This window comes from Affinirhizobium lemnae (assembly GCF_022968395.1).
In the GTDB taxonomy this organism is placed as follows: domain Bacteria; phylum Pseudomonadota; class Alphaproteobacteria; order Rhizobiales; family Rhizobiaceae; genus Neorhizobium; species Neorhizobium lemnae.
The window spans coordinates 1-12481 of sequence record NZ_JALJQZ010000017.1 but is presented as its reverse complement, the minus strand read 5'-3'; the positions used below and the strand labels follow the sequence as shown (position 1 = coordinate 12481).

The 12481-nt window shown below is 56.9% G+C and carries 14 protein-coding genes and 1 pseudogene; 8 read left to right on the top strand and 7 right to left on the bottom strand.

Annotation, left to right across the window (positions count from 1 at the left end; genetic code table 11):
• Positions 1 to 10: 10 nt before the first annotated feature.
• On the bottom strand, positions 11 to 139 hold the full coding sequence (locus MUU53_RS23235; protein WP_281435115.1) for a hypothetical protein: 129 nt from the start codon (positions 137 to 139) through the stop codon (positions 11 to 13).
• 259 nt (positions 140 to 398) lie between these two features.
• Between MUU53_RS23235 and MUU53_RS12330 the strand changes: the two genes are divergently transcribed.
• From MUU53_RS12330 to pth, 4 genes are all read left to right on the top strand, one after another.
• Positions 399 to 1001, top strand: coding sequence for a 50S ribosomal protein L25/general stress protein Ctc (locus tag MUU53_RS12330; protein WP_247261146.1), 603 nt, complete (start codon positions 399 to 401; stop codon positions 999 to 1001).
• Positions 1002 to 1254: 253 nt separating this feature from the next.
• Positions 1255 to 3630, top strand: coding sequence for a putative bifunctional diguanylate cyclase/phosphodiesterase (locus tag MUU53_RS12325; RefSeq protein WP_247261145.1), 2376 nt, complete (start codon positions 1255 to 1257; stop codon positions 3628 to 3630).
• A 36-nt stretch (positions 3631 to 3666) separates the two neighbouring features.
• On the top strand, positions 3667 to 4395 hold the full coding sequence (locus MUU53_RS12320) for a substrate-binding periplasmic protein (RefSeq protein WP_247261144.1): 729 nt from the start codon (positions 3667 to 3669) through the stop codon (positions 4393 to 4395).
• A 109-nt stretch (positions 4396 to 4504) separates the two neighbouring features.
• Complete coding sequence (gene pth / locus MUU53_RS12315) at positions 4505 to 5236, top strand: aminoacyl-tRNA hydrolase (RefSeq protein ID WP_247261143.1); 732 nt, start codon at positions 4505 to 4507, stop codon at positions 5234 to 5236.
• Between the two features lie 4 nt (positions 5237 to 5240).
• Here pth and clpS read toward each other — a convergent pair whose 3' ends face one another.
• A complete protein-coding gene (clpS, locus tag MUU53_RS12310) occupies positions 5241 to 5549 on the bottom strand; it encodes an ATP-dependent Clp protease adapter ClpS (protein WP_247261142.1) in 309 nt (102 codons plus the stop codon).
• A 247-nt stretch (positions 5550 to 5796) separates the two neighbouring features.
• Here clpS and ychF point away from each other — a divergent pair, with 247 nt between their 5' ends.
• The gene (gene ychF / locus MUU53_RS12305; RefSeq protein ID WP_137136088.1) at positions 5797 to 6900 is read left to right on the top strand and encodes a redox-regulated ATPase YchF; all 1104 of its coding nucleotides are present in this window, start codon (positions 5797 to 5799) and stop codon (positions 6898 to 6900) included.
• A gap of 71 nt (positions 6901 to 6971) precedes the next feature.
• On the opposite strand, the gene MUU53_RS12300 is transcribed toward ychF, so the two are convergent.
• Positions 6972 to 7580 (bottom strand): LysE/ArgO family amino acid transporter, encoded by a 609-nt coding sequence (locus MUU53_RS12300; RefSeq protein WP_247261141.1) that lies wholly within the window; start codon positions 7578 to 7580, stop codon positions 6972 to 6974.
• Between the two features lie 93 nt (positions 7581 to 7673).
• On the opposite strand from MUU53_RS12300, the gene MUU53_RS12295 reads away from it, so the two are divergent.
• Entirely contained in the window at positions 7674 to 8579 is a 906-nt protein-coding gene (locus MUU53_RS12295; RefSeq protein ID WP_247261140.1) for a LysR family transcriptional regulator ArgP, read from the top strand.
• Positions 8580 to 8581: 2 nt separating this feature from the next.
• Here the strand turns inward: MUU53_RS12295 and MUU53_RS12290 are convergent, their stop codons facing one another.
• Positions 8582 to 9661 (bottom strand): hypothetical protein, encoded by a 1080-nt coding sequence (locus MUU53_RS12290; protein WP_247261139.1) that lies wholly within the window; start codon positions 9659 to 9661, stop codon positions 8582 to 8584.
• Positions 9662 to 9987: 326 nt separating this feature from the next.
• Here MUU53_RS12290 and MUU53_RS12285 point away from each other — a divergent pair, with 326 nt between their 5' ends.
• Both MUU53_RS12285 and MUU53_RS12280 read left to right on the top strand, forming a co-directional pair.
• The gene (locus MUU53_RS12285; protein ID WP_247261138.1) at positions 9988 to 10458 is read left to right on the top strand and encodes a MaoC family dehydratase; all 471 of its coding nucleotides are present in this window, start codon (positions 9988 to 9990) and stop codon (positions 10456 to 10458) included.
• Positions 10455 to 10922, top strand: a complete 468-nt coding sequence (locus MUU53_RS12280) for a MaoC family dehydratase (protein WP_247261137.1) — start codon at positions 10455 to 10457, stop codon at positions 10920 to 10922. The genes MUU53_RS12285 and MUU53_RS12280 overlap by 4 nt, the downstream gene beginning before the upstream one ends.
• A gap of 11 nt (positions 10923 to 10933) precedes the next feature.
• Here MUU53_RS12280 and MUU53_RS12275 read toward each other — a convergent pair whose 3' ends face one another.
• The 3 genes and pseudogenes from MUU53_RS12275 to MUU53_RS12265 form a co-directional block, all read right to left on the bottom strand.
• Complete coding sequence (locus MUU53_RS12275) at positions 10934 to 11548, bottom strand: LysE family translocator (RefSeq protein WP_247261136.1); 615 nt, start codon at positions 11546 to 11548, stop codon at positions 10934 to 10936.
• Between the two features lie 56 nt (positions 11549 to 11604).
• Positions 11605 to 12147 carry an adenine phosphoribosyltransferase gene (locus MUU53_RS12270; protein ID WP_247261135.1) on the bottom strand — a complete coding sequence of 181 codons (543 nt, stop codon included), beginning with the start codon at positions 12145 to 12147 and terminating at the stop codon, positions 11605 to 11607.
• Between the two features lie 115 nt (positions 12148 to 12262).
• A pseudogene (locus MUU53_RS12265) lies at positions 12263 to 12400 on the bottom strand (transposase); the annotation flags it as partial.
• Positions 12401 to 12481: the final 81 nt, after the last annotated feature.

Here is a 12481-nt window from a genome sequence, read left to right as displayed (position 1 = left end):
TATGGGCTGATCAATAGCCGGTGTCATAATCATCCATGGCGATTTTTACGCTGAGATCCTTCAAATGCCGAATGATGATCAGCACCCTTTGCTGTTCATAGAAATACTGAGGAACACAGGCACCAATCTCGACACTCAAGCCTCAGAGCACTCTGCAATCAGAATGAATTCTGCGGCGGTGGCATGACGAAGGTTGTGATCCTGGATCAGGCGGGATCGCGAAGAGAACGTTGAAAGGTCTCCAGCTTGCACTTCAGACAGAGATCGTCTATAGCGCGGGCGTCCGCGTAGACACCCTTGGAGGCAACGCGGATGAAGCGCGTCGGATGATGCCCTTCAAATCCGGCGGGGACAGGTTCCCGGCCCGGATTCTCCAATAACCTCGAAAAGGATATGCCATGAGCAACGCTACTTATGAGCTCAAGGCCGAGGCGCGCGATCGGGTTGGTAAGGGGTCCTCCCGCGAACTTCGCCGCAACGGTTTGATTCCTGCCGTCATCTATGGTGACAAGCAGGCTCCGATTTCCATCGCCCTGTCCACGAACGAAGTAACGAAGCGTATTCACGCTGGCGGTTTCATGACTACCGTTGCTACGATCGACGTCAATGGCCAGAAGATCTCGGTTCTCCCGAAGGACTACCAGCTGGACCCGGTTCGCGATTTCACGATGCACGTCGACTTCCTGCGCGTTTCCGCAGACAGCCGCGTTACAGTTGAAGTCCCGGTTCGTTTCATCAACGAAGAAAAGTCCGCCATCAAGACGGGTGGTGTGCTGAACGTCGTTCGTCACGAAGTCGAACTCGTATGCCCGGCAAACGACATTCCGGAATTCCTGACGGCTGACCTCGAAGGTCTTCAGTTTGGAGATTCCATCCACATCTCCAACATCAAGCTTCCAAAGGGCGTAGAGACGACGATCGATCGCGACTTCACGATCGCATCCATCGTTGCTCCAGTTGCAGAAGAAGCTGAAGAAGGCGCAGCTGAAGCTTCAGAATAAGCTTCATTCTAACCTTCAGTTAGTTTTAGCCCGTCCGGCGACAGCTGGGCGGGTTTTTGATTTTTACCGACGCTTAAGGCTTTTGTCTCGAAACGTTTCCAATATCGCAATATTGCAAGTTAAGGTCACACCTGCTCGTGCCATGATTGAACGAACACGTTCTGTTTCGTAAAATTTAAAGAATACGTGCCACGATCAAAGCAGCTTACGTCGATATCCGGCGACACTGCTGGAACGCGCAAGGGAGAAACCCATGACACGATCTGTCGAAAGCCGCTTTATCGCGATCATTTCTGCAGCTCTAGTCATCGTCGTCGCTCCTCTTTTCTCTCTCTTCCTCGCTCTGTCCTCCAGGCAGGCCAGTGAAAGCCAGCACGACCACATCCAGGTATTGATCGGCGCTAATGCGCAGGCCCTCTCGAAGCCGCTCTGGGATCTCGATATCGAAAGTATCCGGCAGGTCACCGAGCAGCTTGTGGGCGAAGGTGCAATCCGTGTCGTTCAGGTCATCGATACGCTTGGCAAGTTCGATGTAACCGAAAGCAACCTTCGCGACAGCAGCGAAGATCTGGAAAAGATGTCGCGCCCGATCATGTACCGTGCGCCTGACAGCGTCCAGCGAATCGGCACAATCACCGTCCACTACGACAGGGTCGGGCTGTTTTCGGCATTGAACAGAATGGAGATCACATTGATCTCCATCTTTGCGGTCACGATCTTTGTGGTGTTCGCAGCGGCAATCGTCGGCAACCGACTGATGGTCATCCGCCCGCTCCTGCGCCTCACCGCTGCAGTCGAAGCGACGCGTCGACTTGGCTCGCGCCACCACGTGGACTGGCGCTCTAAGGATGAGATGGGCCGCCTTGCGAAAAGCTTTAATGAAATGCAGATCCAGCTGGATCGTGAAGAACGGGAGCTGAAGCGCGCCCATCAGCAAACAACCGAAATCTATAACCTTACGCCTGCAATGCTCTTCTCGCTGGATGCCGACGGCATGATCTGGGCGGTGAGCGATTATTGGCTTCTCGCCACGGGTTACAGCCGCCGACATGTCCTGGGCCGGCCCTTCGTTGATCTCATCATTCCGGAGGATCGCCGGGCCTATCTCGACCGTGGGACGGAATCCGACGGGGGCAACGCCAGCCATGGTGTCACAGTCCGTTTTCAATGTGCAGATAATCGCATAATCGACGTGCTTATCATGGAGACGCTTCTCAAGTCGGCATCCGCCGAGCTGCCGACCTCGCTTAGCGTCATGACGGATGTCACAGAGCTGAAGCAGTCTGAGATTCGCAACCACCATCAGGCCATCACCGATCACCTGACCGGTTTACTGAACCGTCAGGGATTCGAGATCGCGCTTGACGAGAAGATTGAAGAGGCAGACGAGAGCAAGACCGAAGTCGCTTGTCTGTTCATCGATCTGGATCGCTTCAAATCGATCAACGATACGCTTGGTCACGCTGCCGGCGATTGCGTCCTTTGTGAGTTCGTCGAGCGTATTGCACCAATGATTGCAGCGCAGGATTGTGCCTCCCGTTTGGGAGGCGACGAATTTGCCCTCCTTATTACCGGCAAGGATGCAAATGCGAGGGCATCGCAAATTTGTGCGCAGGTCGTCGCCGCTTTCAATAATCCCTTCGAGCTCGATAGTGCTTCAGTGCGCCTCAGCGCCAGCATCGGCCTTGCCGTCTATCCGCAGCATGCGCAAAGCGCCGCAGAGCTTCTTCAGCGGTCCGACATGGCGATGTATGCGCGCAAGCGCGAGGGCAAGAATGGCGCCAGCGTCTATGATGATGCCATCCTGGATCGGACACGCCAGAGGGCCGAAATCGAGTCCGATATCGAGGCCGCTCTCGCCAACAACTGGTTCGAGGCGCACTTCCAACCCATCGTCGATACGCGTACCCGCTCTACAATGGGCTTCGAGGCATTGATGCGCCTGCGTCATCCACGCAAGGGCCTTCAGTCTCCTGCGGCCATTGTCAGCGTTGCCGAGGACACAGGCTCGATCGACAGGATTGGCAATGAGATCCTGGAGGACGCGCTCGAAAGTCTCGCAAATGTATGCCGCATACCGGGCATGGAGCGCTGCTACGTGGCCGTGAACTTCTCACCGCTGCAATTCGAACACAGCTTGCCGACACGTATCGCAGCCCATGCGTCCCGTTTCGGCCTCAGCCCCGGCCAAGTTGTGATAGAGATCACCGAAGCGGTTCTGATGCACGACAACCCGGAAATACGTACAATCCTGGATCAGTTGCACAGTTTCGGCTGCCGCATCGCACTGGACGATTTCGGAACAGGCTATTCTTCACTGAGTTATTTGAGCCGCTTCCCGGTCGACATCGTAAAGATCGATCAGTCCTTCGTGAAATCGCTGGGGACCGATGCAGTCGAGATCAAGCAGAAAAACCGGATGCTGATGGAAGGTATCACTGCTATCTCGCATAAGATGAACTGCATCGTGGTCGCCGAGGGCGTGGAAACGGAGGAGCAGTTCACGCAGTTGCGCGCCATCGGCGTCGATTGTGCACAGGGCTATCTCTTCTCCAAGCCCATGGCCGTGCCGGATCTCATCACAAATCTGAACACGACCGCGAATTTACTGGAGTCGCGCATTGCATAAGCGCAAACTGAACTAGCGATTCAACTGGGGGTGAGCGTGAACCGACTTCTCCTGACAGGTATAATGGTACTTATGGCGGCGTCGGTACGATCCGAGCAGTTAACCTTCACAACCGAATCCTACCCCCCCTACAGCTTTGTTTCATCGACTGGAAAACCATCCGGCGTCGGAGTCGACCTGGTGGATGCCATCATGCGCGCCAATAGCGTCAAGGCCAGCTACACAATCGAGGTCATGCCTTGGGCCAGAGCTCTGGCGCTTGCGGAAACCTCGAAGGATCATTGCGTCTTTGCCGCAGCCCGTACCAAGGAACGCGAAAAGAGCTTTCAGTGGGTCACCCCCTTTTTCTCGGATATCAATCTGCTCGTCGCACTCAAATCATCTCCGGTCGATGCCCGCACGATCGAGCAAGCGCGGCGGTATACCGTCAGCACCCAGCGGGGTGATTACACACACAGCTTGTTGAAGGAACAAGGGTTCGAAAAAATCGATGTCAGCGCAAATTTCGAGACCTCGCTGGCAAAACTCATGGCGGGACGCATCGACCTCATTCCGATGTCGGAATCGGTCTACAACAAGCTGATCCGGGACGGAGCCGAATTGCGCCGTCTGATGATCTTCTCGGAACAAAAACTGGGTATTGCCTGCAATCGCGCGATCTCGCCCGACCTGATCGCCAGAATGCAGGCCGCTTTGGATACACTGCGCTCTACCGGGGAACAGGATCGCATCTTGCGCAAGTATGGCCTGCTGCCTCCTCGTTGACTCGCACAGTCATGTCTTGGTCCTGCAAAGGCCCGCCTGACGACATAGCTCTTGACTTTACTGCCCTTTCGGAGTGGGAAAGCGATCGAGAGCAAAGGTCCAAACCATCATGATCATCATCGCAGGCTTGGGAAATCCGGGCAGTCAATACCGCGGCAATCGCCACAACATCGGCTTCATGGCCGTTGATGCAATCCAGCGGTTGCCTGGCTTTGGCTCCTGGTCGAAAAAGTTCAAGGCCGAGATTTCCGAAGGCGAAATCAACGGGGAGAAGGTCCTGTTGATGAAGCCGCAGACCTTCATGAATCTCTCCGGAGAAGCGGTTGGTGAAGCCATGCGCTTCTACAAGCTCGGCCCCCAGAACATCGTTGCGATCTATGATGAACTCGACCTTCCTCCCGGCAAGGCGCGCATCAAGACAGGTGGCGGACACGGCGGACATAACGGCGTGAAATCGCTGGATGCCCATTGCGGCAAGGACTACCGGCGCCTGCGGCTGGGCATCGGCCATCCCGGCTCCAAGGAACTGGTTCATAACCATGTTCTGGGCGACTTTGCGAAATCTGATCAGCCCTGGCTTGAGACACTGCTCGATGCGATTGCTGCCAATATCGGCCATCTTGTGAAGGGTGAAGATTCGCAACTGATGAACAAGATCGCGCTGGCCACCGGTGACCAGAGTACAGACCCGACGGCAAAACCTGCAAAAGCGCCAAAGCCATCCAAGCCCGCCAACCAGTCCCACATCCATCAGGCGCGAAGCAATCGCGGCCCTGCCCTTCCAGCGTCCGGCCCCATGGCAGATATGCTGAAAAAGATGTTCGGCCCGAAGGGGGAGTGAAGGCTCACTCTTCCGGTTCAGTGATGAACATCAGCGGGAACCCGGCCTCCTTGGCGAGCTCCACCGCTTCCTTCGCCTTCGTCTCGGCAATATCCTTGGCACAGACGACAACGACAGCAAGCCCCATGCGGTGCGCCGTCATCATCACGCGGTGTCCAGCCTCCGCGCTCATGCGGAACACCGACTTCAGCACGATCGTCACGAATTCGCGCGGCGTGTAGTCGTCGTTCAAGAGAATGACCTTGTAGAGCTTGGGTCTTTCGAGCTTTGGCTTCGCCTTTGTCGTCGGCTTGACAGTCGTATTCTCACTCATGGCCGCGTTCCCAACAGGCTCAATTGTCGCTCACAAGCGATCAGCACGGATATTGATAGATGGCAAGATGCGCGACGGGCATCAGCCCCGCGTCATAGCAAGCTTACTGCCTGAAAAGGTCGCGGACAAGTCGCGCAGCCCTCCACGGACGGGATTTAAGCCTCTGCTCGCATCGCTTGCCCTTGACCCGATGACCTTCTTCCCCCATAGCCGAAGCCAAATCGAAAACAACGACGGGTCAACCCTTATGGGATTTAAATGCGGCATCGTCGGCCTGCCCAATGTCGGCAAGTCGACGCTCTTCAACGCGCTGACGAAAACGGCTGCTGCACAGGCCGCCAACTATCCCTTCTGCACCATTGAGCCCAATACGGGTGAAGTGGCCGTGCCAGATGCACGCATGCAGAAGCTGGCTTCCATCGCGGGCTCGAAGGAAATCATCCCGACCCGCATTTCCTTCGTGGATATTGCCGGCCTGGTGCGCGGCGCCTCGAAGGGTGAAGGTCTCGGCAACAAGTTTCTCGCCAACATTCGCGAAGTGGATGCTGTGGTCCACGTTCTGCGTTGCTTCGAAGATGACGACATCACCCACGTCGAAGGCCGCATCAACCCGGTCGGTGACGCCGAAACCATCGAAACCGAACTGATGCTGGCGGACCTCGAAAGCCTGGAGCGCCGCGTGGAACAGACCCGCAAGCGTGCGACCGGCAAGGACAAGGAATCGCTGGCACAGCTTCCGGTCATGGAAGCCGTGATCAAGCTTCTCAATGAGGGCAAGCCGGCTCGCTTGTTGCTGAAGACACTGGGAACCGATGAGATTGCCGTTCTCAAGGGTCTCAACCTGCTGACTTCCCATCCGGTTCTTTATGTCTGCAACGTCGCAGAGGCAGATGCCGCCACGGGTAACAAGCATACCGAAGCGGTTGCTGCCATGGCGAAGGAACAGGGCGCAGAATGCGTCATCATTTCCGCTGCCATCGAAGCCGAAGTCGCTCAATTGCCGGAAGAGGAAGCAACCGAATTCCTCTCTGCGCTCGGCCTTGACGAAGCAGGCCTTGATCGCTTGATCCGCGCTGGCTACCACCTGCTCGATCTGATCACCTACTTCACCGTTGGCCCAAAAGAAACGCGTGCCTGGACCATCGTTCGCGGCACCAAGGCGCCACAGGCGGCAGGCGTTATCCACTCCGATTTCGAACGTGGTTTCATCCGCGCCTTCACCATTTCCTATGACGACTACATTGCCTTCAAGGGCGAAGTCGGTGCCAAGGAAGCGGGCAAGGGCCGCGATGAAGGCAAGGAATATGTCGTGAATGACGGCGACGTCATCCATTTCCGCTTCAATACCTGATCAAAGCGACATTCGCTCCATACTGGCCGCCGCTGCACCCGCACCGGCGGCTTTGTTGTTCGCGAAGAGGCTCAAACCTCGAGGAGCAGCGTTGCGGCAATCGTCCACATGATGAGGGCAATGCAGGTATCGAGTAAGCGCCACGCCGAGGGCTTCGCAAACAGGGGCCTCAGATAAGTCGCGCCGTAAGCGAGCGAGAAAAAGAAGACCAGTGAAGCCGTTGATGCTCCTGCGGCGAAGATCAGTTCCTCGCCCGGGAAGCGGGTTGAAAGCGTCCCTACCAGCACGACCGTATCCAGATAGACATGCGGATTGAGCCAGGTGAAAGCGAGACAGGTGGAGATCACCGTCGAGAAAGGCAGTCCGGCGCCCTCCGTGATCACGAGGCTGGAAGCTTCCGTCACGGCGGAATGCAGGCTGCGCGCGCCATACCACAGCAGAAACGCCGCCCCCGCATAGCGCATGACAGGATCGATCCATGGCGCAGACGCAAGGATTTGCTGAAAACCACTGACGCCGAAGAAGATAAGCAATGCATCGGAAAGCGCGCAGGTCAGGGCGACGGCCAGAACATGCTCGTTTCGCAAACCCTGCCGCAGCACGAAGGCATTTTGAGCCCCAATCGCGACGATGAGGCTAAGCCCGATACTGAAACCCGTCGTGTAGGCCGTTGTGATCACGCCATTTCCTTTAACTGAATAGTCTGGAATTAACCGGCCAGGCGAGTTAAGTAAAATGAAGGCTCCTTACGCGAATTAAGGAAAACTAATCCGATGCTGGACTATGGCGGACTGCAGGCAGTGGCGATGGTGGTGCGCACGGGCAGCTTCGAAAAGGCTGCCCAGAAGCTGTCCGTTACACCTTCTGCGGTCTCGCAGCGGGTCAAGGCGCTGGAAGAACGCCTTGGCACGATCTTGATTGTACGTGGCCAGCCTTGCACCGCGACCAGCGAGGGCGAGTTGATCTGTCGCCATGTCGAGCAGGTCTTGATGCTGGAGCATGACCTTTCCGCCGCCCTCCCGGCCCTGCCTCCCAACCGTGACAGCGAGGACCGGGTTACGATCCCGTTGGCGGTCAATTCCGACAGTCTCGCCACCTGGTTTCTCAGCGCTGCCGCCGCCGCGAGTTCCAGTACGGGCTATCTGTTCGATGTGATTGTGGATGATCAGGATCATACGACCGACATCCTGAAAGCAGGTCGGGCTATCGGTGCAGTCACCGCACAGCCGGAACCTGTTGCGGGCTTCAAGACGTTCTCGCTCGGTGCCATGACCTATCTTGCGACCGCCTCACCCGCATTCCGCCAGAAATATTTCAGCAAGGGGCTCACGAGAGAAACGCTGCAGAAGGCGCCCGGCATTGTCTTCAACCGTAAGGATCGGCTGCAGGACAGCTGGGTTCGCAGGGTCACCGGCCAACAGGTCGCTTTTCCAAACCATTGGCTCCCCTCCAGCCATGCCTTTATCGATGCCTGTCTGCTGGGATTGGGATGGGGTATGAGCCCACTTTATCTCTTGCACCACCATCTCGCCAACGGCACACTCGTGGATCTGGCGCCTGCACATCCGATCGACGTTCCGCTGTACTGGCAGATAAAGTCCTCCGCCGTAACGCCTCTCAAGGCCCTCACAGAGACCATCGTCAGCTGTGCGCGGAGCAACATGAACCGACCGACCTAAACTCACGCAGCAGGCGGCAGCTTTTCGGCCATGGCAGGCGGAAAGAGTTCCAGCACCCGGTGGCGCAGATAACGCCATCCCACGCCCACCAGCAGCACGACGATGCCGACAACGGCAAGCGCCATGAACACGATCAGATCGCCGGTCAGTTGCTGTTCCTTCAGGATCCCGATCACGGCGACGACAAGCGCTACAAGTCCGGAGGTCGCAAACGCGCGCCGGTCTATCAGAATGCCCACCAGCATCAGGCAGGACACGACGGCTATGATCGGCAGCGCCAGATCGCCTTGCCAACTCTCCGGGGCGATTCTCAACGCTCCGGTCCGAAGGTAGATGACAAAGGAAAGAACGGCATACAGCAAGGCAGGCGCCGTCATCAGATGAAGCCAGAAGGCAATATCGGCGCTTCTCGAAATTCGATGGCGGTCAGCAAGATCAAAACGCATAGCAATGGCAAACAGCCCGCCCGCCGAGAGCAACAGAATGCAGACCAGCAGAAACGGATAGCTCGTGATGAAATGTTGCACCCCGAACACTCGCTCCAGCAGTGCGAAGACAAGCATCGTAGCCAGAGCCAGACAGAAGGCAATGAAGAGCGCAACGGCGAGCGGAACTCGGTAACGCAAGGCATAGAGCCCGAGCACCGCCGGAAACGGGGCCACATAAGCGGCAATACCCAGCGAAGTGTCAGCATCGACGTAATCGCCCAGGATCACCAACCCCGCAATCCAGGTCACCGCCGCAGCCGAAATGGTCAGCACGACCGCGGGCAAAGCCAGACGCTGGCGCGCGACCAGTATTTCAGACAGGAGAATGATGGCAGGCGTGATGACGAAGATATTGCCGAGCCCCCAAAGGCCGGCAAACAGGATCAGGATGCCGATGCTGATCAGCACATCGTGAAAACCACGTAGAAACCGGGGGGCTTCCGTATCCGGCGGTGACGACAGCATACCGTCCGCCACGGAGCCAGCAGGCAAGGCAAGCGCTTTCGACAAATGCCGCTCGAGATCCGCGACCTTGGCGGCATCAACAAGCCCTTTCTCGACAGCACCCTGTAGTGCAGCTCTCAGCGTGTTCATGTTTCTCCTCCCGATGCCTTGAGAGCAGAACTCCCACCATCCTGAATAATCTCCGCGGCCGGGCATTGTCCATGCCCATCGGCGACCTAGAACCTGTGCTTACAAGCCAAGTGTCTGCTGTCGCATTTCCGAGACGGACAAAGACAGAAAGACGCAACCAGGAATGGACGCGACCGTGAAATCATTGCATACTAACAACCCCCACAAGGCATTTCAGGAACGAGCGTACTGAGGCTTTATCTATTGAATTGCTAAAACAACTGCTGGAACAAGTTCGATGAAACGCTATTCATCGATGATAACCCAGTCTCATGAAGGAACCAGGCATGACGAATGGGAAGCTTCACTTTGAAGACTTCACCCCGGAGCGCGCATTTCCGCTCGGGCCGCTTACGGTCAGTGCTGAAGAGATCATCGAATTCGCTTCCGAATATGATCCGCAGCCAATGCATCTTTCCGAGGAAGCCGGTAAAGCGAGCATTCTAGGCGGCCTTGCGGCATCCGGTTGGCATACGTCTGCGCTGCACATGCGCATGACTATTGACAGTTTTCTGCTGAACTCCACCTGTGAGGGTGCGCCGGGCGTTGACTTCATGGACTGGAAAAAACCGGTTCTGGCAGGTGACACACTCTCCGGGCAGGCAGTGGTTCTGGAAGCTCGAACACTCCGCTCGAAGCCCGGCATCGGATTGATCCGTATGCGAAGCAAAGTTGACAACCAGCGCGGCGAAACCGTCTGCGTGCTGGAGCAGGCAATCATGTTCCGGATGCGGGCTGTTCAGGAGACTGCACCATGAGAATGGCTGAACTCAACACGGTCGGCACGCGCCTCGAAGTGGGCACCATGGAATTCACCGCAGACAGCATCATCGGCTTTGCACGCAAGTTCGATCCTCAGCCCTTCCATCTGGATGCCGAGGCTGCCAAGGATTTCGTGTTCGGCGGCCTGTGCGCTTCCGGATGGCAGAGTGCAGCAGGCTGGATGAAAACCTTTCTAGCCTACTGGACCAAGGAATGTATTCGATTGCACAAGCAAGGCATTGCCCCACCCAAGCTCGGCCCATCGCCCGGCTTTCGCAAGCTCCAGTGGCTGAAGCCGGTCTATGCCGGCGACCGGATCACCTATTACACGACGCTGCTCAACAGCCGCGAACTGGCCTCGCGCCCGGGTGTCTGGCTGAACTCGACCCTGAATGAAGGCGTCAACCAGAACGGCGAGACCGTTATTCGCTTCGAAAGCAGCGTGCTGGAATTCACCTGAGGAGCACGAGCTCAGCGGGCCACGATCACCGTGGCCCCGGCTCCCACCATCAAAGCGCCTGCGCCTTTGTTAAGACGGCGCAGGACCACCGGATTGCGCAGCAATCCGCGTGTGCGCAAGGCCAGCAGAATGTGCCCGCCAATCACGATGGCCTCGACGATCAGGATCGCCGCCGCCAGCAGACTGAAATCGCCGAGCGAGAGATGTGCATCAACGACGTTTGGCAGCAGAGCGATGTAGAACAGCGGCATCTTGGGGTTTCCGAGATTAAGAAACACCCCCGCCAGATAACCGCGCCATAATTCCCCATGACCGGCCACATGCCGCGCTTCCGGTAAGGCAGCGGGCGCAGTCCACAGCCGAAATCCCATCCAGATCAGGTAGATCGCTCCGAGATAGCGGAGCACCACCATCGCCCAACCCATCTCTGCCGCGAAGGCGGACAAGCCGAAGGCCGCAAGGGACAGGAAGATGAGGATACCTGTAACCGTACCGAGACCGTAAGCCAGACCGGATGCCGGACCGTGATGAAGCGTTCGCGCAAGGATAGTCATATTATCCGGGCCGGGGCTGGCCGCGAAAATGAAGAATGCAAGCGCAAACCCAATCAGCGATGTGAATTCCATGTGACTCTCCTGTGGACATCAATGGAACCGCAGCAGAACAGAGCGTTGCTCAGCCGTCAATGCCCGTCGAAGGACACCAGCGTGCGGACCTCGACGCCGAGCGCCTCCAGCTTCTTGCGCCCGCCCAGTTCCGGCAAATCAATGACGAAACAGGCGGACACCACCTCGGCACCCAACTGACGAAGCAGCTTCACAGCGCCTTCGGCCGTGCCACCCGTCGCGATCAGATCGTCGCAGAGAATGACCTTGTCGCCCGGCTTCACCGCATCCACATGCATTTCCATCTCGTCGACGCCATATTCGAGGCTATAGGCCACACGAACGGTGGTGTGCGGCAGCTTGCCCTTCTTGCGGATTGGAACGAAGCCTGCCGAAAGTTGATGCGCCATGGCGCCGCCGAGAATGAACCCGCGCGCCTCAATGCCCGCAATCTGGTCGATCGCCAGATCCGCATAGGGACGGACCAGTTCATCGACCGCGCTGCGAAACGCTGCAGCATCCCCTAGAAGCGTCGTGATATCGCGGAAGATGATCCCCGGCTTCGGATAATCGTGAATAGCGCGGATCGAGGCAGCAAGGGTCTGCGGAATATCAGCCATGGGATTCAAACGTCCAGAAGGGTGAACAGGGATACCACCAACAAGTCATAACCTCCACCAGAGGTGGAGGTTTGAAACGCTGCGCTTGAACCGCTAGAAGCGGTTTTGCTATAAGTTAGTAGCTGCGATTAAAGAGGTCGGCAAAGTCGGAAGCTTTGTCGGCCTTTTCTTGATTACGGATATACCGTCTGACGACCTGCTCATCGTGCCCAGCCGTGGACACGTAGTATCCCCGCGCCCAAAAGTGATAGCCTTTGTAGGTCGTGGTGATGATTTAAGGATTGGGATTCCCAAAAGAGCGCAAATCGGATTCAAAGCTGATTTTGGAGATCGG

What these genes read in the sequence shown, in the direction of transcription:
- MUU53_RS12330 (WP_247261146.1), top strand. Translation starts at nt 399, where the DNA reads ATGAGCAACGCTACTTATGAGCTCAAGGCCGAGGCGCGCGATCGGGTT.
- MUU53_RS12325 (WP_247261145.1), top strand. Translation starts at nt 1,255, where the DNA reads ATGACACGATCTGTCGAAAGCCGCTTTATCGCGATCATTTCTGCAGCT.
- pth (WP_247261143.1), top strand. Translation starts at nt 4,505, where the DNA reads ATGATCATCATCGCAGGCTTGGGAAATCCGGGCAGTCAATACCGCGGC.
- clpS (WP_247261142.1), bottom strand. Translation starts at nt 5,549, where the DNA reads ATGAGTGAGAATACGACTGTCAAGCCGACGACAAAGGCGAAGCCAAAG.
- ychF (WP_137136088.1), top strand. Translation starts at nt 5,797, where the DNA reads ATGGGATTTAAATGCGGCATCGTCGGCCTGCCCAATGTCGGCAAGTCG.
- MUU53_RS12295 (WP_247261140.1), top strand. Translation starts at nt 7,674, where the DNA reads ATGCTGGACTATGGCGGACTGCAGGCAGTGGCGATGGTGGTGCGCACG.
- MUU53_RS12290 (WP_247261139.1), bottom strand. Translation starts at nt 9,661, where the DNA reads ATGAACACGCTGAGAGCTGCACTACAGGGTGCTGTCGAGAAAGGGCTT.
- MUU53_RS12285 (WP_247261138.1), top strand. Translation starts at nt 9,988, where the DNA reads ATGACGAATGGGAAGCTTCACTTTGAAGACTTCACCCCGGAGCGCGCA.
- MUU53_RS12280 (WP_247261137.1), top strand. Translation starts at nt 10,455, where the DNA reads ATGAGAATGGCTGAACTCAACACGGTCGGCACGCGCCTCGAAGTGGGC.
- MUU53_RS12275 (WP_247261136.1), bottom strand. Translation starts at nt 11,548, where the DNA reads ATGGAATTCACATCGCTGATTGGGTTTGCGCTTGCATTCTTCATTTTC.
- MUU53_RS12270 (WP_247261135.1), bottom strand. Translation starts at nt 12,147, where the DNA reads ATGGCTGATATTCCGCAGACCCTTGCTGCCTCGATCCGCGCTATTCAC.